Origin of the sequence: Actinomadura sp. NAK00032 (assembly GCF_013364275.1) — a bacterium.
In the GTDB taxonomy this organism is placed as follows: domain Bacteria; phylum Actinomycetota; class Actinomycetes; order Streptosporangiales; family Streptosporangiaceae; genus Spirillospora.
The window spans coordinates 3027270-3047551 of the sequence record NZ_CP054932.1; the positions used below are offsets into that span (position 1 = coordinate 3027270).

General features: G+C 74.3%; 18 protein-coding genes and 1 tRNA gene. 8 read left to right on the plus strand and 11 right to left on the minus strand.

The window, feature by feature from the left end; genetic code table 11:
* Positions 1-56 precede the first annotated feature (56 nt).
* A complete protein-coding gene (locus HUT06_RS14230) occupies positions 57-830 on the plus strand; it encodes an enoyl-CoA hydratase-related protein (RefSeq protein WP_176196165.1) in 774 nt (257 codons plus the stop codon).
* Positions 831-1052: 222 nt separating this feature from the next.
* Here HUT06_RS14230 and HUT06_RS14235 read toward each other — a convergent pair.
* Positions 1053-1126, minus strand: a tRNA-Ile gene (locus HUT06_RS14235).
* 155 nt (positions 1127-1281) lie between these two features.
* Here HUT06_RS14235 and HUT06_RS14240 point away from each other — a divergent pair.
* Genes HUT06_RS14240 through HUT06_RS14250 form a run of 3 tightly spaced genes read left to right on the plus strand, consistent with a single transcriptional unit; the run spans position 1282 to position 4245 of the window.
* Positions 1282-1962, plus strand: a complete 681-nt coding sequence (locus HUT06_RS14240; RefSeq protein WP_176196166.1) for an LppX_LprAFG lipoprotein — start codon at positions 1282-1284, stop codon at positions 1960-1962.
* Positions 1963-1972: 10 nt separating this feature from the next.
* Positions 1973-3583, plus strand: a complete 1611-nt coding sequence (locus tag HUT06_RS14245; protein WP_176196167.1) for an MFS transporter — start codon at positions 1973-1975, stop codon at positions 3581-3583.
* A 50-nt stretch (positions 3584-3633) separates the two neighbouring features.
* A complete protein-coding gene (locus HUT06_RS14250; protein ID WP_176196168.1) occupies positions 3634-4245 on the plus strand; it encodes a hypothetical protein in 612 nt (203 codons plus the stop codon).
* A 4-nt stretch (positions 4246-4249) separates the two neighbouring features.
* Here HUT06_RS14250 and HUT06_RS14255 read toward each other — a convergent pair whose 3' ends face one another.
* The 7 genes from HUT06_RS14255 to HUT06_RS14285 form a co-directional block, all read right to left on the minus strand.
* A complete protein-coding gene (locus HUT06_RS14255; protein ID WP_176196169.1) occupies positions 4250-4954 on the minus strand; it encodes a 3-keto-5-aminohexanoate cleavage protein in 705 nt (234 codons plus the stop codon).
* Between the two features lie 23 nt (positions 4955-4977).
* On the minus strand, positions 4978-6948 hold the full coding sequence (locus HUT06_RS14260) for a hypothetical protein (protein ID WP_254715169.1): 1971 nt from the start codon (positions 6946-6948) through the stop codon (positions 4978-4980).
* 36 nt (positions 6949-6984) lie between these two features.
* A complete protein-coding gene (locus HUT06_RS14265) occupies positions 6985-8265 on the minus strand; it encodes an adenylosuccinate synthetase (protein WP_176196170.1) in 1281 nt (426 codons plus the stop codon).
* A gap of 19 nt (positions 8266-8284) precedes the next feature.
* Positions 8285-9256, minus strand: a complete 972-nt coding sequence (locus HUT06_RS14270; RefSeq protein ID WP_176196171.1) for a hypothetical protein — start codon at positions 9254-9256, stop codon at positions 8285-8287.
* Between the two features lie 11 nt (positions 9257-9267).
* Complete coding sequence (locus tag HUT06_RS14275) at positions 9268-10293, minus strand: protein kinase family protein (protein ID WP_176196172.1); 1026 nt, start codon at positions 10291-10293, stop codon at positions 9268-9270.
* Positions 10290-11126, minus strand: a complete 837-nt coding sequence (locus HUT06_RS14280; protein ID WP_176196173.1) for an NUDIX domain-containing protein — start codon at positions 11124-11126, stop codon at positions 10290-10292. Before HUT06_RS14280 ends, HUT06_RS14275 begins: the two co-directional genes overlap by 4 nt.
* Positions 11127-11308: 182 nt before the next feature.
* Positions 11309-13285 carry an APC family permease gene (locus tag HUT06_RS14285; RefSeq protein ID WP_254715170.1) on the minus strand — a complete coding sequence of 659 codons (1977 nt, stop codon included), beginning with the start codon at positions 13283-13285 and terminating at the stop codon, positions 11309-11311.
* A 396-nt stretch (positions 13286-13681) separates the two neighbouring features.
* Here HUT06_RS14285 and ggt point away from each other — a divergent pair, with 396 nt between their 5' ends.
* From ggt to HUT06_RS14300, 3 genes are all read left to right on the plus strand, one after another.
* Positions 13682-15613 carry a gamma-glutamyltransferase gene (ggt, locus tag HUT06_RS14290; protein WP_254715171.1) on the plus strand — a complete coding sequence of 644 codons (1932 nt, stop codon included), beginning with the start codon at positions 13682-13684 and terminating at the stop codon, positions 15611-15613.
* 106 nt (positions 15614-15719) lie between these two features.
* Entirely contained in the window at positions 15720-16082 is a 363-nt protein-coding gene (cutA, locus tag HUT06_RS14295) for a divalent-cation tolerance protein CutA (RefSeq protein ID WP_176196174.1), read from the plus strand.
* A 99-nt stretch (positions 16083-16181) separates the two neighbouring features.
* The gene (locus HUT06_RS14300) at positions 16182-17048 is read left to right on the plus strand and encodes an oxygenase MpaB family protein (RefSeq protein ID WP_254715172.1); all 867 of its coding nucleotides are present in this window, start codon (positions 16182-16184) and stop codon (positions 17046-17048) included.
* Positions 17049-17063: 15 nt separating this feature from the next.
* Here HUT06_RS14300 and HUT06_RS14305 read toward each other — a convergent pair whose 3' ends face one another.
* Positions 17064-18614 (minus strand): DHA2 family efflux MFS transporter permease subunit, encoded by a 1551-nt coding sequence (locus HUT06_RS14305; protein WP_176196175.1) that lies wholly within the window; start codon positions 18612-18614, stop codon positions 17064-17066.
* 115 nt (positions 18615-18729) lie between these two features.
* On the opposite strand from HUT06_RS14305, the gene HUT06_RS14310 reads away from it, so the two are divergent.
* On the plus strand, positions 18730-19290 hold the full coding sequence (locus tag HUT06_RS14310) for a MarR family winged helix-turn-helix transcriptional regulator (RefSeq protein ID WP_254715173.1): 561 nt from the start codon (positions 18730-18732) through the stop codon (positions 19288-19290).
* On the opposite strand, the gene HUT06_RS14315 is transcribed toward HUT06_RS14310, so the two are convergent.
* Both HUT06_RS14315 and HUT06_RS14320 read right to left on the minus strand, forming a co-directional pair.
* Entirely contained in the window at positions 19291-19590 is a 300-nt protein-coding gene (locus tag HUT06_RS14315; protein WP_176196176.1) for a metal-sensitive transcriptional regulator, read from the minus strand.
* Between the two features lie 86 nt (positions 19591-19676).
* Positions 19677-20267: a histidine phosphatase family protein gene (locus HUT06_RS14320; protein WP_176196177.1), complete on the minus strand. Its 591-nt coding sequence runs from the start codon at positions 20265-20267 to the stop codon at positions 19677-19679.
* Between the last annotated feature and the right edge of the window lie 15 nt (positions 20268-20282).

The following is a 20282-nucleotide window of genomic DNA, read 5'->3' on the forward strand; positions in this document are numbered from 1 at the left end:
CCTCGGTCCTCGGACCCGCCCACCGTACGACGCGGGTCTGACATAACGTCGATGTCATGAGCGATGACAATGACGTCCTGGTTCAGCGCGAAGGCCCGTTCACCACCATCACGATGAACCGCCCCCGCCGCCGCAACGCCCTCTCGAAGGCGTTCCTCAAGGACCTGACCGAAGCGTTCGACCACGTCGGGACAACGGACGCCCGCGGGGTGATCCTGGCCGCGAACGGCCCGGTCTTCTCCGCCGGCCACGACTTCGCCGACATGGCCGGGGCGTCCCACGCCGACGTCCGCGACCTGCTCCAGGTCTGCACGGACCTGATGCGGACGATCCAGTCCGTCCCGCAGGTGGTCGTGGCCCGCGTGCACGGCCTGGCGACCGCCGCCGGCTGCCAGCTGGTGGCGAGCTGCGACCTGGCCGTGGCCGCCGAGAGCGCCGGCTTCGCCGCCCCCGGCGGCAAGGGCGGCTGGTTCTGCCACACCCCCCTGGTGGCGATCTCCCACAACATAGGCCGCAAACGAGCCGCCGAGATGGCCCTGACGGGCGAGATCATCGACGCCACCACCGCAGCCGACTGGGGCTTGATCAACTACGCCGTCCCCACCGAGGACCTAGACAAAACGACCCGAGACCTACTCACCAGAGCAACCCAGGGCAGCCCAAGAAGCAAGGCCCTGGGCAAACAGGCCATGTACGCCCAACTGGACCGCCCAGAACAAGACGCCTACACCTACGCCATCGAGGTAATGGCCGCCTCCAGCCAGACCCCAGAGGCCCAAGAGGGCATGAGGTCCTTCCTAGAAAAACGCCACCCCACCTGGCCCGCCTAACCCGAGCCACAAGGGGGCAAGGGGCGAAGCCCCAAAAACACCGCACTGACCCCAGCCACAAGGGGGCGAGGGGCGAAGCCCCAAACACCCCGCGCGGACCTCAGCCACAAGGGGGCGTGGGGGCGGAGCCCCCACATCGGGGGTCCGGGGGTCGCCCCCCGGGAAGGCATTGCGAAAGAGGCCCGGCCCGAGCCCTCCGCGGGCACACCTCTCCCACCTCTGTAGGGCGGGCGGGACTCGAACCCGCGACCGGAAGATTATGAGTCTTCTGCTCTGACCAGCTGAGCTACCGCCCCGAGGCCGTTCCCCCGGGTGACGGTGGGGGTTTTGCCGGGTGCAATCTTAGCGGCGGCGGGGGGCGGCGGGCGTGGTGATGTCCTCCTTTCGGCGGGTCGATGTCATACCCGGAGGCGAGTGACGGCCGTGGTGACCGGTCGGTAGGGTCCCGCGTATGTCGAGACGCATGTTCGCCCTTGTCCCGGTTCTGCTGGCGCTGGTGTTCACCGGCGCGTGCGATGGCGGGTCGGAGGAGCCGGGGAAGAAGGCGCAGTTCGACGCGGCGGGGACGCTGCGGGAGGCGGCGCGGGCGATGGGGGCGTTGAAGAGCGTCGGGTTCACGCTGGAGTCGGAGGGGAAGACGCCGGTCATCGTGAAGGGCGGCGATATGAAGCTGCTGCGGAGCGGGGACGCGGAGGGCACGCTGACGATCGAGCAGTCGGGCCAGAACGTGGAGATGAAGGTCGTCGCGGCGGGGGACAGCATCTTCCTGGACGCGGGGACGGGCGGCTGGCGGAAGCTGCCGAAGGCGCTGGCGGCGAGCGTGTACGACCCGTCGGCGGTGCTGGATCCGCAGCGGGGGATCCCGATGCTGCTGACGTCGGCGGCGTCGCCGGAGCCGCAGGCGGTGGAGAAGGTGGACGGCGCGGAGGCGTACCGGGTGGGCGCGAAGCTGCCGAAGGCGCAGATCGCGGGGCTGATCCCGGGGATCAACGCGGACATGGACGGCCAGGTGTGGGTGAGCAGGGCGGATCACCGGCTGGTGAAGGTGCGCGGGAAGTTCCCGGACGGCGGCGCGGTGGTGATCGCGTTCACCGAGTTCGACGCCCCGTACAAGATCAGCGCGCCGAAGTAGGGCGGCCGGGGTGAGGGTGCGGCGCCGGGTCGCGATCGGGGCGGGCGGCGCGGTGGTGCTGCTGGCCGCGCTGGACGCCTACGTGGTGACGACGGTCCTGGTGCCGATGGTGAAGGACGTCGGGGTCCCGATCAACCGGCTGGAGCGGGTGACGCCGGTCCTGACGGGGTTCCTGCTGGGGTATGTGGCGGCGATGCCGCTGCTCGGGCAGTTGTCGGACCGGTTCGGGCGGCGGCCGCTGCTGCAGGCGTGCCTGGTGTTCTTCGCGGTGGGGTCGGTCGTGACGGCGCTGGCGGGGGACGTCCCGGTGCTGACGGCGGGCCGGGTGGTGCAGGGCGTCGCGGGCGGTGCGCTGCTGCCGGTGACGATGGCGCTGGCCGGGGACTTGTGGGAGGAGCGCCAGCGGCCGGTGGTGCTCGGCGCGGTGGGGGCCGCGCAGGAGCTGGGGAGCGTGCTGGGCCCGCTGTACGGGGCGGGGATCGCGGCGGTGCTGGACTGGCGGGCGATCTTCTGGATCAACGTGCCGCTGGTGGTGGTGGCGATGGTCGCGGTGCAGGTCGCGGTGCCGGGCGGGCGCGGGGAGGGGCTGCGGCCGCGGGTGGACGTGGTCGGCGGCCTGCTGCTGGCGCTGGGTCTCGGGCTGCTGGTCGCGGCGGTCTACAACCCGGAGCCGCAGGAGTCGGCGCTGCCGTCGTGGGGGCTCGCGGCGCTGGCGGCGGGCGCGGTGGTGCTGGCGGTGTTCGTCCTGTGGGAGGTCAGGTCGCGGACGCGGCTGCTGGACCTGTCGGGGGTGCGGCGCGGGCCGCTGCTGGCGACGCTGGGCGTGAGCCTGCTGTCGGGCGCGGCGCTGATGGTGACGCTGGTGGACGTGGTCCTGGTGGCGCAGACCGTCCTGCACAAGGACACCACGGAGGGCGCGCTGCTGCTGACGCGGTTCCTGGTGGCGCTGCCGGTCGCGGCGGTGGCCGGGGGGCTGCTCGCGCGGCGGGTGGGGGAGCGCTGGCCGATGGCGGCGGGCATGGCGGTGTCGGCGGTGGGCTACCTGCTGATCGCGGGCTGGCCGGCGGACCTCGCGAGCGCGTCGTACGGGCCGCTCCCGCGGATGGACGTCGATCTGGTGGTGACGGGGCTCGGCCTCGGCCTGGTGATCGCGCCGGTGTCGTCGGCGGTGCTGGCGTTCGTCCCGGCGGCGCAGCACGGTGTCGCGTCGGCGGCGGTGGTGGTCGCGCGGATGATGGGGATGCTGCTCGGGGTCTCGGCGCTGTCGGGCTGGGGCTTCTACCGGTTCCACGCGCTGACGGCCGATCTGAAGCCGCCGCTGCCGTTCCTGATGTCGAAGGACGAGTTCGCCCGGCAGATGGAGGTCTACAACGCGGCGCTGCGGGACGCGCTGCGCACCGAGTACCAGGAGATCTTCTGGATCACCGCCGGGATGTGCGTTCTCGGGGCGCTGCTGGCGCTGACGGTGGGGCGGAGCGGGCCGCCGCAGGGGGCGACCGGTCCGGACGATGGCCTAAATCGGTCATCAACGCGGCATATCGGGCGGGATACGGGAAATGATTCGGCCACCGGCGATGTGCCGATCAACGAACTCGGGAATATCCTCGGTAAAGAAGGCTAAAGGCTGAGGGCCTCTTGCCGGGAGGGCGATCCCCGGGGAGGTGAACGCAGATGCGCGGGTCAGGCATCCGCCGCGCGAGCACGCCGGTGGTGAGGCTGCGCCGCCGGCTCGGGCTGGAGCGCAACGCGCTGCGCCGCCGGGTGGACCGCGTGCAGCGGCTGGTCGCGCTGGGGCTGCTCCTGCTGCTGCTCGGGACCGGGCCGCCGGCGGCGGCGCTGGCCGCGTCGTGGTCCTACGGCGCCGGCATGGACGCGGAGAACGCCGAGCGCGCGAACCGGCACCAGGTGGTCGCGACCGTCACCTCGACCGGCGGCGTCGGCTCGTCGGGCGACCGCTACATCCACGAGACGGTCCAGGCGAGCTGGCCGGGGGCGAACGGCAAGCCCCATGTCGGGACGCTGCCGGCGTGGAAGAACGCCAAGGTGGGCGCGCACCGGACGATCTGGGTCGACGGCGACGCCGAGCCGACGGTGCGCCCGCGCCCGCACAGCCGCACGGTGACCGACGCCGTGTACGCGGGCGCCGCCGCCGTCCTCGGCTGCGCGATCCCGGTGCTGTGCGCCTACGCCCTCGTCCGGCGCCGCTGCGACCGGCACCGCGACGCGATGTGGGAGGCCGACTGGGCCCGGCTCGACTCCGCGGGCCACAACCCCCGCTCCTGACCCGTCAGGGCATGAGGAGGGCGCGGGCCGTCTGCACCAGGACGGCGTTGTCGCCGGCGGGGGAGCCGTCCGGGAGGGTGAGCGTGTCCTCCAGCCCGATCCGGACGTCGAGGTTGTGCCGGACGGCGAGGCGCAGCACCGGCCAGGCGCCGCCGTCCTCGCCGTGCAGCAGGATGGGCCGGGAGTGGCGGGTCCCGAGGGCGTGCAGGAGCGCCTTGGCGGTGCCGATGGCGGTCGCCGGGTCGGTGTCGGTGACCTCGGCGAGGATCCGCAGCACGTGGTGGGCGTGCGGCCAGCGCAGGAACCGGTCGGCGCCGTCGGTGCCGGAGAAGACGCCCGCCTCGACGGCGACGCCCCGCTCGAACAGCGCCTCGGCGACCAGGCCGGCCCCGTCCTCGTGGAAGTTCACCGACGCGTGGTCGGGCAGGACGGTCCACGCGCGGATCAGCGCGGCGCGCTCGGCCGGGTCGGGGGCCGTCCACTCGCCGGTGGTGACGCCGATCTTGACCGCCGGGGTGGCCGTGCGGACGGCGGTGACGGTCTCGGCGACGTGGAACGGGTCCAGGGTGTCGGCTCCGGCGTCGTCCTTCGGGTGCACGTGCACGTCCTCGGCGCCCACGTCGACGGCGGCGCGGACCGCGGCGGCGACCTCCGCCGCGGAGACCGGCACGCCGTCCGTCCGCGGTCCGTTCGGGCAGACCTGGAGCATGCCCCGATTTTCTCAGGTGGGGGTCAGGGGGTGATGACGCAGGGTCCGCCTCCGCACACGTCCACCACCGTGCCGGTCTTCAGGAACTCCGCCTTCTGGCGCCGCGCGTCGGCGTTGTTGCGCGGGTCGGAGTGCGGGTCGCGGCCCTCGGTGGGCGGGGTGTTCGTCAGCGGCGGCACCGGAGATCCGCTGTCCCAGACGACCATCGCGGAGCCGTCGTAGGACGAGCCGAAGGCCGGGATGCCCCAGTACGGCACCTTGTCGGGGCTGCGGCCCGGCCGGACGGTCGGCGCGTGTACGCGGGCGCCGATCGTGCGGGCCTCGACCTCGGCGGCCACGGGCGCCACCTGGTGGTCGCCGAACGCCACGTGCATCAGCACCCGGTGCTCCGGCGTGCCGGGCAGCGGGTCACCGGTCATGTGCTGGGCGTAGCCGTTGGCCTCGCCGCGGTCCCACAGCATCTGGATCAGCGCCAGGCCGATCTGCTGGTCGAGCTTGTCCGGGTAGAACAGGTCGAGGACCTGCGCGTACTGCGGGAAGTCGGCGCTGCGGTTCAGCAGCGTGCTGTAGTTCATCGCGGGGACGCCGAGGACGGCGCGGCGGATGTCGGGGGACACGGCGGTGAGCGCGCCGCCCATGATGCCGCCCTGGCTGTTGCCGTCGTAGGTCAGCGCGGCCCCAGGGGCGATCACCGGCTCGCCCGCGCCGTTCTGGAACGCCTTGTGGCCGGCGAATCCGCGGGTCATGGCGCGGCCGAGGAAGGTGAAGTTCAGCAGGCTCTGCTGGAGGCGGTCGGCGACCGTCCGGAAGCGGGTGAGGTCGGCGAGGGCGGTGACGACGTTGGGGACGTCCTCGTCCGCCATGCCGATCCACTTGGTGGCGCAGAACACGAACCCGTGCTCGGCCGCCATCGCCTTGACGTTGCCCGCGTCGACCTCGCCCTCGCTGCCGAGGAGCCCGTGCCCGTAGAGGGCGGGCCGGGCCGGGTCGGTGAGCGCCGACTTCGGGATCTCACACTGGAACGGGACGGCCTGGGAGTTGCCGGGCAGCTGCGAGGGCTGCCCGTCCCGCCCCCGGTGCAGGGACGCGCCGGGCAGGCCGCCGTACTGGTCGAGGTAGCTCGGCGCCCAGACGACCCCCTTCACCTCGCGGGCGATCTTGTCGTCGACGCCGTCGGTCACCTGCGTCACGAGGAACGAGGGGGACCGGTCGCCGAGCTTGCGGAGCGCCTCGTCGCGAATGTGCAGTACCGGGCCGGCGAGGCTCTGCCGGCTCGCGACGGTGAAGTCCCAGGCGAGGTAGAGGCCGTCGCGGCTCACACCGTTCGCCTGGAGCGCGGCGAGGGTCTTGTTCGCGGCCCGCTGCCGCGCGGCGAGCGGGTCGCCGGACGGCAGGCCCGGCCCCAGGATCTTGGCGAACGCCGCATTCGGCCCGATCGGGTTCCCGGACGCGTCGCGCAGGTTCCGCAGCGCGACGGCGTAATGGTGGCCTTCGCGGAAGTTCTTCGCCGGACGGACGATCAGCGCCTTGCGGTCGCCGGGCGCGTTCGCGTCCAGTTCCGCCCAGTACGGCCAGCGCTCGCCGGTCGCGGTGTCCACGATGACGATCGGGGCGTCCGCGCGCAGCGACGCGCCGATGTCGGTGATCGGCGCGGCCCCGGTGCGGGCCGGGTCGAGGCCGGGCACCCGGGCGAGCAGCGGGGAGCCGGGGGAGAAGCCGTCCGCGCGGTTCCACTCGGCGGGCGCCACGGGCAGCCCCAGCGCGTTCTTGATGGTCGTCCGCAGGTGGACGCGGCGGCCCGTGGCGGTGCCGCCGTCCGGCACCGTGTACCAGTCGCTCGGGAACGGCAGCAGGCAGGCGGCGGGGTCGATCGGGTCGCAGCCGTCGCCCGTCCCGGCCGCCGCGGGCGGCGCCGGCGGGACGGTCAGCAGGGCGAGGGCCGCGGCGACCGCCGCGAGGGCCGCCAGGGTGCGCTGGGGGAGACGCACGTCCACCTCCGGATGATCGCGGCGTGTAGCGGGATCTTGGTCTCACCGGACGCCGAGGTCAAGGGGCGTCCGAAGGTGGCCATCCCGTTCGGCGGCCCGTTTGGCGGCCGAGGTCGGCCCGTAGGAGCGCAGCACGACGGGCGTCCCGAGCGCGTCCTCGACCGTCGCGACGGGGTCGCCGAGCGGCGCGTAGACGGGGCGGGCCCGCAGGAGGCGGCGGGTGAGGGCGGCCTGGCGGTCCAGGTCGGGCGGCCCGGCCTCCAGCCGCCCGACCCGCGCGCCGTCGATCTCGTAGGCGACGGCGGCACGCAGGTCGGGACGCGCCCCCGCGACGTCCAGATGCGTGACCGCCAGGCCGTCCGCGCCGCCCGCCGCGTCCAGCGCGTACCGGAGCGCGACGGTGTCGAGGTGGCCGACGCGGAACGCGCCCTGCCACGGGCCCGTGCCGTTGTGCCGGTCGGGGAGGGCGGCGGTCAGCGCCGGGTCCTCGGTGACGAACGGCCCCGGCCCGTGCCGGGTCGCGTACGCGCGCAGCACCCCGAGCCGCGCGGCGGACGCGCCGGCCTCGTCCAGCAGCGTCTCGGCGTTGGCGAACGTCGTCGTCGACCAGGTCGTGTACGGGTGGAAGCCGTGCCACTCGTCCAGCAGGACGCCCTGCGCCCCTTCGAACACGGCCGTGCCGCCGCGCAGCAGGCCGCGCAGGTGATCGCCGCCGACGATCGCGACCCGCTCCCCGAACGCGGCGAAGGCGTCGGCGCAGGCGTCCACGTCCGGGACGTCCGGGCCGCCGGGGAACGCGTCGCGGTACCAGTCGCGGACGGCGGCGAGCCGGCGCCGCAGCCGCGCGGGCGCCAGGCAGTCGCCCGCGCGGGGCGCGTCGGCGTGCGCGAGCGCGTAGGACGCCGTCTCGCCGATGCCCATGCCGCAGGACCCGTGCCGGGCCGCGCCGCGCGCGGTCTCCCGCGCCCGGTTGGCGGCCCGGTGGTACGGCGTCGTCAGCGGCGCGTCCCGGTCGACGGTGAGCCGGTCGAGCGCGTCGCCGACGCCGAGGGACCGCAGGTGGGCGGCCTCGGCGGCGAGGGCGAGCGGGTCGGTCAGCATGAACCGCGACAGGTGCGTGCGCACGCCCGGCGTGAACGTCCCCGAGCCGAACTGGGCGAACGTGTGGTGCCGCCCGTCGCCCGCGACGACGTTGTGCGCCGCCTGCGCGCCGCCGTTGAACCGGACGACCACGTCCACGGGGCGGGTCGCGCAGAGGTGGTCGACGACCGTGCCCTTGCCCGCGTCCCCGAAGCCGAGGTCGACGACGATCACATGGTCCATGGGCACCTGGTCCACGAGGTCAGAGCCGGGTCGTCGCCGACGGCCCCGCGGCGTCCAGCCCGGGCGGCGCGGCCGACACCGCGACCGGCGCGCGGGACGCCTCCAGCGGGGCGAGGGCCCGCGACACCGACGCGCCGGCGTCCGACCCGGCCTCCGCGAGGTGCTCCAGGCCCTCGTCGAGGCCGATGGCCTCTTCGGCGAGCCCGATGGTCAGCGCGATCGTCTCGCACACCGCGTCGAGGTCGTCCAGGTAGAGGACGTTCTGGCCGAGGAGCCCCCGCCAGAAGTCCGCCAGCTCCCGGCTGCCGGAGTGGTAGGCCCCCTCGGGGATGATGAAGTACACGTCGTACCTGCGCCGCAGCTCCCGGACGATCGCGGCGACCGGGACGTCCTCGTCCGGCTCCCCGCCGATGACCTTGGCGATCTCGCGCCGCTTCGCCTTCGGGTAGGCCAGCTCGTCGCCGATCATGAACAGGTAGCCGCGCTTCCCGCGCTTGTCGAAGCAGTCGATCGCGGTGTGCCGGGCCATGAAGTACATCGCCAGCTCGTACGATTCGCGCATCTGGCCGCCGCCCCCGCCTTCGAGCAGGATCTTGCCGAGGTCGTCGTCCATCCGGTTGTCGGCCTCGAACTGGCCGATCTGCAGCGGCGCCCGGTCGCAGGTGGCGTCGCCGACCGCGCCGAACAGGATGTGCGGGTGCTCGACGTAGCCCTTGCGCAGCAGCAGCCCGAGCAGGTCGGGGAGCTTGGTCTGCAGCGTCCGGGGCACCGTCCCCATCGACCCGGTCACGTCGAACAGCACGCCGATCGCGAGCGACTCGGGGTGGTCGGCGGAGTCCCGGCTCTCCCGGACGGCCACGCCGGCCGGGTCGAGGTCGGGGTGGACGGCGGTGGCGCCGCCGTCGGAGTAGGCGAACGCGCTCGCGCCGGTGGACGCGCGGTAGCTCGCGCGGGCGGCGTAGACGTCGGTGGACCAGTGTCCGCTTCCCATGGCGGTCTCCTTCAGCGAGGGGTGGGCAGGTGGAACGGGCGGAAGCGCCGCGGGCCGTAGAGCCGCTCCAGCAGCTCGTCCAGCTCGGCCAGCAGCCGCCAGGCGTCGGACGGGCGCCGGTTCTGCGCGGGCAGCGTGCAGCCGCGCGCGAACGAGCGCATCGCCGGGGGCGCCTTGCCGCCCATCAGGCGGGTCATGCACCGGGTGGCCATGAAGATGTCGGTGGCGGGGCTCGCCGGGCGCCGTCCCGGCACCTCCGGCGGGTACCAGTCGGCGTACCGGCCGACCATCGCGGGGACGCGGCCCGAGCCGTCGACGTGCGCGTAGCAGCCGGGCACCGCGTGGCACCAGCCGACCAGGACCAGGCCGTGCTCCTGCGGGTGGATCAGCACGTGCTCGGGCAGCACCGCGCCGTGCAGCACGCCCGCGCGGTGCGCGAACCCGAGCCCGACGAGCAGCCGCCGCCACATCCATGCGGCGTCGCGCGGGTCGACGCCGCCGGGGAGCGCCGCCCCGACCTCGGCCAGAGTGCGGAACCCGTCCAGCGCGGCGATCACGTTGACCTGCCGCTGGGTGCCGGTGGCCGCGTCCCGGTGCCGGAACGACTCGACCAGGCGCGGGACGTACGGCAGGAACTTTCCGTCGCCGTCCTCGGGGAGCCGGCGGAGCGCCACCGCCTCCCGCTCGATCAGGTCGCCGTCGCGCGGGTCGCGGGGCATCTTCAGCAGCACCTCGCGGCCGGTCCCGGTGCGGGCGGGGTACAGCTCCGCGAGGTCGCCGCCGATCGGGTCGCCGTGCAGCCGGTACGCGTGGCGGCGGGTGCTGATCAGGGTCGTGCCGGTGCGGCGGTGGGCGCGCCAGAGGTCGTTCAGCCGGATGAACGCCTCGCGGGTGCGGCCGCCGGTCGCGTCCGGGTGGACGAGCCGCGCCAGCGCCCGGTAGCGCCGCGCCGCCTCCGCCTCGTCCGCGCCGAACAGGTCGGCCGGGACGCGCGCCCGGTCCAGCCGCGCCAGCGCGTCGTCCAGGGTCCCGGTCATCTGATCTCCTCCTCCCTGCTGGGCCGCAGCAGGGCGGGGTGCAGGAGGCGGGCGTCGCCCGCCCGGTAGAGCCGGGGGCGGGGCCCGCCGCGCCGGCCGCCCCGGTCGGACGTCGCGCCGGTGCTCTCCACGAAGCCGGGCACCGACAGGACCTTCCGGTGGAAGTTGCCGGCGTGCAGCTCCTCGCCCCACACCGCCTCGTAGACCGCGCGCAGCTCCGGGACCGTGAACTCGCCGCCGCAGAACGCCGTCGCGAGCGGGGTGTACTCCAGCTTCCCGCGCGCCCGCTCCAGGCCGTCGGCGAGGATCCGCGCGTGGTCGAACGCCAGCCTGCGGGTGGTGCCGGGGCGCTGGTCGCCGGACTCGGTCAGGCCCAGCGCGTCCACCGGGACCCACGCCGCGTCGGCCGCGTCGCCGCCGGCCTCGGGGTCGGGCAGCTCCGGCGCGAACGCCAGGTAGGCGACGGAGATGATGCGCATCCGCGGGTCGCGGCCGGGGGAGCCGTAGGTGCCGAGCTGCTCCAGGTGCACGCGGCCGAGCGCGCCGCCCTTGGCGCTGAGCCCGGTCTCCTCGGCCAGCTCGCGCACGGCCGCGTCGGACAGGTCCTCGGCGTCGGCGCCCTGCAGCGGCCCGCCCGCCTGGACGAACCCGCCCGGCAGCGCCCACATGCCCGCGTACGGGGGGTGCCCGCGCCGGACCAGCAGGACGTGCAGGGCGCCGTCCCGGATGGTCAGCGCGACCACGTCCACCGTCACGGCGACCGGGTCGTAGTCGCGCGGGTCGTAGTCGGCGAGGAAGGCGTCCTCACCGCGGCTCGGTTCCGGGGCGGTCATCCGCGGGCCTCTCGTCGGTCTCCGAGTGAGTAAGTCTCAGAGTGAGTTCATCTCGTACTGAGAAGAACATAACCCGGACGCGTCCCGTTGTCCAGCGCGGGCGCCGCCCATGCGAAACGGGCGCCGTCCCCCGCGAGGGGGGCGGCGCCCGCTGCGTTCGGCGGAACTTCACAAAGAAGAAGTCAGCGGCGGTGCCGGCCGCCCGGTGGCTCCCCGTCCTGCTCCCTGTACTCGTCCTGCTCCCCGTGGTCGGCGGGGCGGTACGGTCCGGGCCGGTACGGTCCGGGCCGGTAGGGGCCGGACGCGTACGGGTCGGGGTCGGTGCCGAACGGATCGCCGGGCTGCCCGGGACCGTACGGCCCCGCGGGGTGCGGACCGGACGGCCGCGCGAGGTCGTCCCGGTCGTACCGCTCGGGCGGGCGCCCCCCGGCCGGGTGCGGGTCCCGGGAGAACTGGCCGCCCGGCTGCCGCGCGGTCGAGTACCGGCCGGTCGGGTAGGGGCTCTCCGGCGCCCCGGGCCGCCGGGCGCCGGGCTCGTACGGGGCCCCGTAGGGCCCGCTCTCGTACGGGACGGGCTCGGCCAGGCCGGCCGGGACCACGCCCGGCGGCAGCGCCCCGGGCGGCGGCGCGGCGCCCAGCGTGGCGGCGGCCGAGCGGTCCGGCGGCGCGTCCAGCAGCAGCTTCATCTGGCTCTTGCGGCGCCCGTAGAGCAGGTACAGCACGAGGCCGACCGCCATCCAGACCGCGAAGTACGCCCAGGTCTCGACCTTGAGGTTCAGCATCAGCCAGCCGACCGCGAGGATCGTCACGATCACCACCAGCGGCGCCGCCGGCATCCGGAACGGCCGGTGCAGGTCGGGCTGGGAGTGGCGCAGCGCGAGGACCGCGGCGGCGACGAACAGGAAGGCGAACAGCGTGCCGATCACGACGAGCTGCTCCAGCGTCAGCACGTCGATGGTCTGCGACATGACCACCGCCGCGCCGCCGGCGAGCAGCGTGGCGCGGGAGGGCACCTTGTAGCGGCTCATCGCGGCGAGCGGGCGCGGCAGCAGCCCGTCCCGGGCCATCGAGAACACCACCCGGGTCAGGCTGATCGTCACCACCAGGATGACGGTGGTCAGCGCGAGCACCGCGCCGACATCGACGATCTTGCCCATCGCGCCCGCGCCGGCCCCGTCGAACGCGGCGGCGAGCAGCAGCTTGTCCGGGTCGAGCTTGGCGAAGCCGTCCATCCCGACCATGCCGACCAGGGCGATCGCCACCGCCGCGTACAGCACGATCGCGGTGACCAGGGCGGTGAGGATGCCGCGCGGCACCTTGCGGGGCGCGTCGTCGGTCTCCTCCGAGGCGGTCGCGATGAGGTCGAAGCCGATGTAGGCGAACGCGATGGCGGGCGCCGCCGCGAACAGCCCCCAGACGCCGAACACGTGCGGGGTGCCGCCGCCGAACGCGCCGAGCACCGCGTCCAGCACCGTCTGGTCGCCCTCCGGGGCGGGCCTCGCGGGCGGGACGAACGGGGTGAGGTTGCCGGCGTCGAAGAACTTCAGGCAGGTGGCGATGACGAGCCCGATCACGATGACCTTGGCCAGCACCATGTACCACAGCGTCTTCAGGCTCAGCCGGCTGCCGGTCGCGAGCAGCAGCACGACCAGCAGCAGGATGCCGAGGGCCAGCACGTCCGGCCCCTTCACCTGGCCGATCAGGTCGCCGAGCGCGCCCGGGATCGGCACCCCGAAGTCCTGCAGCGCCTGCGTGGCGTAGAGCGACCACACCCGCGCGAGCACCGACGCCGCCAGCAGCAGCTCCATGATCAGCGACCAGCCGACGACCCACGCCCAGACCTCGCCGAACGCGACGTAGCTGAAGGAGTAGGCGCTGCCCGCCACCGGGATGATCGAGGACAGCTCCGCGAACGCCAGCGCGGCCAGCACGCAGACGCCGCCCGCGATGAGGAACGACACGAGCACGCCGGGGCCGGCGGTCGAGCTGGCCTGCTCACCGGCGATCTTGAAGATGCCGGAGCCGATCATCACGCCGAGGCCGAGCACGACGAGGTCGCGGGTCCGGTAGACCACGCGGAGCCGGTGCCGCCCGCCGTAGAGCCGGCCGGTGGCCTGTTCCACCGGCAGCCGGCGGAACATGTTGTTGCGCATGCGCATGTCCCAGGTCCTAGGTTGTCCCGCCGGCCGGGGGGCCGGGCCGGGGTGCTGAACCCGCGCCGCTGTTCGCGAGGTGATGGCTTGTTGAAGTCCCTAAGAATTCACCACGTATGAGGATAATCGCAACGTTTTGGCCGGGTCGGTTGTCGTCTCGTCGTTGTCGCATCCTGCCAAACCGCAGGTCCGCGACGTGCCGTGGCGGCGCACGCGCGCTCGCACCCGATTACCGAATCCCTTTCCAATGGACCGTTCCGTTGTCAATCGGCCCGTTTTCCCAGGACGGAAAGCGCTTACGATCTTTCTCCCGGCGCCGCGTCCGGGGTCGGCCGGTGCGGACGGTGGCATCCGGTGAAGATCGGTGGCACCGTAGGGACGCCGCGTTCGACTGGAGGTCCGGTGTTCCGCTCCCCATCGCCCTCGAAGCCGTCCGACCCCGCCCAGCCGTCCGATCCCCCGCGGCGCGTGCGCGTCCGGCGCCGTACGCCGCTCACGGCCGCGCTCACCGCGGTGCTGACCGCCGCCGCGGCGCTGACCGTGCCGGCCGCCGCCGCCGTCGCCGCGCCCGTGCCCGCGCCGGGCCCGCACGCCGGGCCCCCGCGGCAGCCGGTCAAGCAGCCCGTCGCCACCGGCTACGGCGGCGCCGTGTCGACCGTCGACCTCGACGCCAGCAAGGCGGCCCTGGGCGTCCTGAAGCACGGCGGCAACGCGATGGACGCGGCCGTCGCCGCCGGCGCCGCGCTCGGCGTCACCGAGCCGTACGTGTCCGCGATCGGCGGCGGCGGCTACATCACCTACTACGACGCCCGCACGCGCCGCGTCCACGCCATCGACGGCCGCGAGTTCGCGCCGAAGCGGATGCGGGCGGACTCCTTCATCGACCCGGCGACGGGCAAGCCGCTCCCGTTCGACCAGGCCGTCACCAGCGGGCTCGGCGTCGGCGTGCCCGGCACCCTCGCCCAGTGGGACCTCGCGCTGCGCCGGTTCGGCAGCCGCGACCTCGGCGCCCTGCTGCGCCCGGCGATCCGGCTCGCCGACCGGGGCTTCGTCGTCGACCGGGAGTTCCACGACCAGACGGCGGTCAACGAGGCGCGCTTCCGCGACATCGTCCCCACCCGCAGGCTGTTCCTGCCCGGCGGCAAGGTGCCCGAGGTCGGCTCGGTGTTCCGCAACCCCGACCTCGCCGACACCTACCGGCAGCTGGCGAAGCGCGGCACGGACTGGTTCTACGAGGGCGCGCTCGGCCGGGAGATCGCCCGGACCGTCGCGCGGCCGCCCGTCGACCCCGCCTCGGGCCGCACCGTGCGCCCCGGGCTGATGGAGCCCGGCGACCTCGCCGCCTACCGCGCCGTGCTGCGCCGGCCCACCCGCGTCCCCTACCGGGGGATGGACGTGTACGGCATGCCGCCGTCGTCGTCCGGCGGCTCCACGGTGGGAGAGGCGCTCAACATCCTGGGCAACTTCCGCCTCGACGCCCGCGACCCCGTCACCGCCCTGCACTACTACCTGGAGGCGTCCAAGCTCGCCTACGCCGACCGCGGCCGCTACGTGGGCGACGCCGACAAGGTCGACGTGCCGCTGGAGGAGCTGCTGTCGGCCGGGTTCGCCCGCGAGCGCGCCTGCCTGATCGCGCCGGACCGGGCCGCGCCCGCGCCCGTCGCGCCCGGCTCGCCGGACGGGAGCTACGAGCCGTGCGTCCCGCCCGGCACGCAGACCCGCGCGCTGGCGTTCGAGGGCCCGCAGACCACCCACCTCGTCACCGCCGACAAGTGGGGGAACGTCGCGTCCTACACGGTGTCGATCGAGCAGTTCGGCGGCAGCGGCATCACCGTCCCGGGCCGGGGGTTCCTGCTCAACAACGAGCTGACCGACTTCTCCTTCCAGCCGCCCGCGCCGGGCCGGGCGCCCGACCCGAACCTGCCCGGCCCGCGCAAGCGCCCGCGCAGCAGCATGTCCCCGACGCTCGTGCTCAAGGACGGCCGGCCGAGGCTCGCGCTCGGCACGCCCGGCGGGTCGACGATCATCACGACCGTGCTGCAGATCCTGGTCAACCGCATCGACCTCGGCATGGACCTGCCCGCCGCCCTGGGCGCGCCCCGCGCGACGCAGCGCAACACCCCCCACGTCTACGCCGAGCCCGCGTTCATCGACCGGTACGGCCGCGACCTCGCCGCGCGGGGGCACCGCCTGGAGGCGTTCCCCGGCCCGCCGGCGGGCGTGATCGGCGCCGCGACGGGGCTGGAGTTCCTGCGGCCCGGCCTCGTGCAGGCCGTGGCGGAGCCGGCGCGGCGGGGCGGCGGCAGCGCGCTGGTCGTCCGGCCCGCCCGGTGACCGCACCAGTGACCGCACCGGTGACCGCACCGGTGACCGCACCGGTGACCGCCGTGCGGCGGCGACGCGGGGCGTGCGCGGGCGGCGAGCGGGAAGGAGTCGTGCCATGGCGCACTCTTACGTGCAGGTGACGACCGCGACCGACTCCCGCGCCGAGGCCGCCGAGCTGGCGCGGTCGGCGGTCGCCGAGCGGCTCGCCGCCTGCGCCCAGCTGGTCGGCCCGATCGCGAGCACCTACTGGTGGGAGGGCGAGATCGAGTCGGCGGAGGAGTGGATGGTGCTGTTCAAGACCTCCGCCGACCGCTTCGACGAGCTGGCCTCCCTGATCACCGAGGGGCACTCCTACGACACCCCGGAGATCATCGCGACCCCGGTGGTGGCGGGCAGCATGGACTACCTCGCCTGGATCACCGAGCAGACCGAGCCCGGCGCGCGCGACGACGCCGTGGAGGACCCCGCCGACGACTGACCCGCTGGACCGTGTGACCTGCGCCATGGCAGGGTAAGTTCTTGTTTACCCTGGCCGGGGGCGTGCCCCGGGTCGCGGCGGGACGGAGAGGCGGTCGATGTGCGCGAACTGAGCGAGGTGGGAGCCGACCACGGGCTGTTCGGGCCGGGCTCGGTGACCTGGCGGGTCATGGGCGAGCCGGTGCTGCTCGTCGGCGGGATCCGGGCGCTGCTGCTGCAGGCCCTGCATCCGCGCTCCATGTGGGGGACCGCGCAGAACTCCGAGCTCATGGACCCCGCCGCCGCGTGGGCGCGGCTGACCCGGACGGTCGAGTTCGTCCGCGTCCGCACCTACGGGACGGAGGAGGAGGTCGAGCGGGTGGGCCGCCGCGTCCGCCGGCTGCACTCCCGGCTGACCGGGCTCGACATGCGCACCGGCGAGACGTTCCCGATCGACGATCCGGAGAACCTGCTCTGGGTCCACCTCGGCGAGGTCGACTCCTACCTCGATGTGGCGCGCCGCGCCGGCGTGCCGCTGACCGCCGAGGAGGCCGACACCTTCGTGGACGAGCAGCGCCGCGCCGCCGCCGTCGTCGGGCTCGACCCGGCGGACGTGCCCGCCACGGTCGCGGAGATGCGCGACTACTACGCGGGGATGCGGCGGCGGATCTGGGCGTGCCGGGAGGCCCGCGAGGGGCTGCGCCGGATGTTCAGCCCGGCCGTCCCGCGGAACCTGCTGCCGCTGAAGCTCGCGGCGCCCGCGATCGGCACGCTGACCGTCGCGACGCTGCCGCGCTGGGCCCGCCGCATGTACGGGCTGCCGGGGCTGCCGACGTCCGACCTGGCGGCGACGCTGACGCTGAAGGGCCTGTACCGCACCTCGCACGTCGTCCCGGAGCGGTACCGGTACTCGCCGGACGCCCGCCGGGCCAAGCGGCTCACGCGCGAGCACGAGGCCGGCCTGGCCACCTGGTCGATCGCGTCCTGACCGGCGGGCGGGGCGTCAGCCCATGGGCGGCGGCGCGCCCGCGCGGTCCTGCTCCGCGTCGTCGTCCGCATGGGCGCCGTGGCGCGGCAGCAGCAGCGCCGGGACGATCAGCAGCGCGGTGAGGATCAGCGCGACCCAGAACGTGCTGCCGAACGCGTCGGCCAGCTGCGGCGCGAGCCGCTCGCGGACCTGCTCGGGGATCGCGCCGACGCCGCCGCCCCCGCCGCCTCCGCCGGCCTGCGGGATCCGGTCGCTGATCTCGCGGGATAGGATGACGGCCAGCAGCGCGGTCCCGACCGACCCGCCGAGCTGCATGATGATGTTCAGCGAGCTGCTGGCCCGCGACACCGCCTCGCGGCGCAGCGTCGTGAGCGCCGCCGACATCGTCGGCATCATCGTGCAGCCGAGGCCGAGCCCCCGCACGACGAGCGCGCCGCCGAGCAGCCAGTAGGACGTGCCCGCCTCCACCAGCGCGAACGGGACGGTGCCGAGCACCAGCAGCACGATGCCGACCGGGACGATGCGCCCGGCCCCGAACCGGTCGGTGACCACCCCGGCCAGCGGCATCGCGACCGCCGCGCCGACGCCCTGCGGGGCCAGCAGCAGGCCCGCCGCGAAGGCGCCCTCGCCGTGCGCGGTCTGGTAGAAGAGCGGGATCAGCAGCATCGAGCCCATCAGCGCGATGCCGACGAGGAAGACCGCGACGGACGCGGTGGCGAACGTCCGGTCGGCGAACAGCCGCACGTCGATCAGCGAGCGCTCGCGGCGCCGCAGGCTGTGCAGGACGAACAGCGCCACCAGGACGGCGCCGGCGGCGAGCCAGCCGATCGTGGTGGCGTTGCCGAAGCCGCCCTCGCTGCTCGCGGTGGACAGCCCGTAGATCAGCAGCGCGAACCCCGGCGGCAGCAGCGCCAGCCCGCGCAGGTCGAGCGCCGACTCGCCGCGCCCGCCGTGGCCGTGCGGCACCCTCCACCAGGCCAGCGTGAAGGCCAGCAGGCCGACCGGCACGTTCACGAAGAAGATCCAGCGCCAGTCGACGTCCTCGACCAGCCAGCCGCCGAGCACCGGGCCGAGGACGGGCCCGAGCAGCATCGGGACGCCGACGATGCTCATGATCCGGCCGAGCCGGCGCGGCCCGGCCGCCATCGTCAGGATGGCCATGCCGGTCGGCATCAGCATGCCGCCGCCGAGCCCCTGCACCACCCGGAAGACGATCAGCGACCCGATGTCCCAGGCCGCGCCGGACAGCACCGACCCGGTCACGAACAGCACGATCGAGGTCAGCCACACGCGCCGCCCGCCGAACCTGTCGACGGCCCAGCCGGTGAGCGGGATGACGCTGCCCATGGCCAGCAGGTAGCCGGTGATGACCCACTGGATGGTGGACAGGTCGGTGGCGAAGTCGCGCCCGAGCGTCTCCAGCGCGACGTTGACGATGGTGGTGTCCAGGATCGCCATCACGGTGCCGGCCACGATCACGAGGCCGAGCACGATGGTCTGCCGGTCGAGCCGTTCGCCGCCGGGACTGCCCGGCGGGGCCACCTTGGTGGACGGGCTTTCGGCCATGGTCGTCCCCCTTGCCTGAAGGTCCGGTTCCCCCGAGTCCCCCGAGCACAAGATGTGAAACACCTTGAAGTTCAACGTTTTGCAGTGCATCACGAAATATGTTGAACTTCAAGGTATGTCCGAGGATCGCTTCTCCACCGACGCGCCGATCGACGCCGACCTGGAGACGATGGTCCAGCTCATCACCCGGATGGTGCGCGGGATGAAGGGCGGGCACGGCGCGGTGGACGACCTCATCGAGCGGGTGCGGGCGGCCGGGCTCGGCCCCCGGCACGTGCCCGTGCTGATGCACCTCGTCCTGCACGGCCCGGCGCCCGTGGGCGTCCTCGCCCGGCGCATGGCGCTCAGCCCCGCCACGGTCAGCCAGCTCGTCGGGGAGCTGCAGCGCGGCGGCTTCGTCGAGCGGCGCCCGGACGAGCGGGACCGCCGGCGCATGATCGTCAGCCTCGGGGAGCCGCACCGCGCGGTGGTCGAGCGGTTCGCCCGGCGCCGGCTGAGCCCGCTGCGGGCGACGCTGGAGGCGCTCGCCCCGGCCGACCGGGCGGCCTTCCTGCACGGCTGGCGCGTCCTCGTCGAGAACCTGGAGGCGCACGGCCCGGCGGCCGGAGCGGGCGAGGACGCCGGTGAGCACGCCGAGGAGTGCGGGTGCCCGGGCGGCCACCGCCCGGGCCCGTGATCAGCCGCGGCGCATGAGCCGCCCGACGGCCGCCATCAGCTCGGTCGACATCGCCTCGCCCTTGCCCTCCTCGGCGCCCTCGGCCACGCAGTGCCGGACGTGCCCGTCCAGCAGGCCGAGCGCCACCTTGTCCAGCGCGGCCTGGACGGCGCTGATCTGGGTCAGGATGTCGATGCAGTAGCGGTCGTCCTCGACCATCCGGTCGATGCCGCGCACCTGGCCCTCGATCCGGGCGAGCCGGGTCTGCAGCTGGTCCTTGGTGGCGGTGTACCCGCGGGTGGGGGTCTCGCTGGTCGCCATTACCGTCCTCCGCAATCTTCCGAGGGCGCACGCCCGGGTACCCCTGGGGGACATCCCCCAACAGGTACCTTATGCGCTGGCGGGGACTACGGCGCCGGGACGTTCCAGGCGCTGACGACCGGCCGGCCGTGCTCGGTGCCGAGCGCCGACAGGGTCCCGGTGCCGAGCGCGAACAGCCGGCCGAGGGCGGGCTCCAGGCCGAGCCGCCGCGCCGTCAGCACCCGCAGGAAGTGGCCGTGCGCGACGAGGGCCACGTCGCCGTCCGCGAGCGCCGGCACCGCCCTGGCCAGCACCGCGTCCGCCCGCGCGCCGACCTGCTCGACGGTCTCGCCCGGATGGGCGGCGTCGCCGGGGACCACCCCGTCGTCCCACAGGAACCAGCCGGGCCGGCCTTCGCGGATCTCCGCCGTGGTGATCCCCTCGTAGCCGCCGTAGTCCCACTCCCACAGGCCGGGGTCGGTCTCGGCCGCCGCGAGCCCGGCCAGCTCCGCCGTCCGCCGCGCGCGTTGCGCCGGGCTGACGAGCGCCAGCGCGATCCGGCGCTCCTTCAGCGCCCCGTGCAGCGACCGCGCCTGCTCCTCGCCCCGCGCGGTCAGCGGGACGTCCGTCAGCCCCGTGTGCCGCCGCGCCCGGCTCCACTCCGTCTCCCCGTGCCGCACCAGCACCAGTTCGCCCATGGGGAAGGGTCTACC

What these genes read in the sequence shown, in the direction of transcription:
- HUT06_RS14230 (WP_176196165.1), top strand. Translation starts at nt 57, where the DNA reads ATGAGCGATGACAATGACGTCCTGGTTCAGCGCGAAGGCCCGTTCACC.
- HUT06_RS14240 (WP_176196166.1), top strand. Translation starts at nt 1,282, where the DNA reads ATGTCGAGACGCATGTTCGCCCTTGTCCCGGTTCTGCTGGCGCTGGTG.
- HUT06_RS14250 (WP_176196168.1), top strand. Translation starts at nt 3,634, where the DNA reads ATGCGCGGGTCAGGCATCCGCCGCGCGAGCACGCCGGTGGTGAGGCTG.
- HUT06_RS14255 (WP_176196169.1), bottom strand. Translation starts at nt 4,954, where the DNA reads ATGCTCCAGGTCTGCCCGAACGGACCGCGGACGGACGGCGTGCCGGTC.
- HUT06_RS14265 (WP_176196170.1), bottom strand. Translation starts at nt 8,265, where the DNA reads ATGGACCATGTGATCGTCGTCGACCTCGGCTTCGGGGACGCGGGCAAG.
- HUT06_RS14270 (WP_176196171.1), bottom strand. Translation starts at nt 9,256, where the DNA reads ATGGGAAGCGGACACTGGTCCACCGACGTCTACGCCGCCCGCGCGAGC.
- HUT06_RS14275 (WP_176196172.1), bottom strand. Translation starts at nt 10,293, where the DNA reads ATGACCGGGACCCTGGACGACGCGCTGGCGCGGCTGGACCGGGCGCGC.
- HUT06_RS14280 (WP_176196173.1), bottom strand. Translation starts at nt 11,126, where the DNA reads ATGACCGCCCCGGAACCGAGCCGCGGTGAGGACGCCTTCCTCGCCGAC.
- HUT06_RS14285 (WP_254715170.1), bottom strand. Translation starts at nt 13,285, where the DNA reads ATGCGCATGCGCAACAACATGTTCCGCCGGCTGCCGGTGGAACAGGCC.
- cutA (WP_176196174.1), top strand. Translation starts at nt 15,720, where the DNA reads ATGGCGCACTCTTACGTGCAGGTGACGACCGCGACCGACTCCCGCGCC.
- HUT06_RS14305 (WP_176196175.1), bottom strand. Translation starts at nt 18,614, where the DNA reads ATGGCCGAAAGCCCGTCCACCAAGGTGGCCCCGCCGGGCAGTCCCGGC.
- HUT06_RS14310 (WP_254715173.1), top strand. Translation starts at nt 18,730, where the DNA reads ATGTCCGAGGATCGCTTCTCCACCGACGCGCCGATCGACGCCGACCTG.
- HUT06_RS14315 (WP_176196176.1), bottom strand. Translation starts at nt 19,590, where the DNA reads ATGGCGACCAGCGAGACCCCCACCCGCGGGTACACCGCCACCAAGGAC.
- HUT06_RS14320 (WP_176196177.1), bottom strand. Translation starts at nt 20,267, where the DNA reads ATGGGCGAACTGGTGCTGGTGCGGCACGGGGAGACGGAGTGGAGCCGG.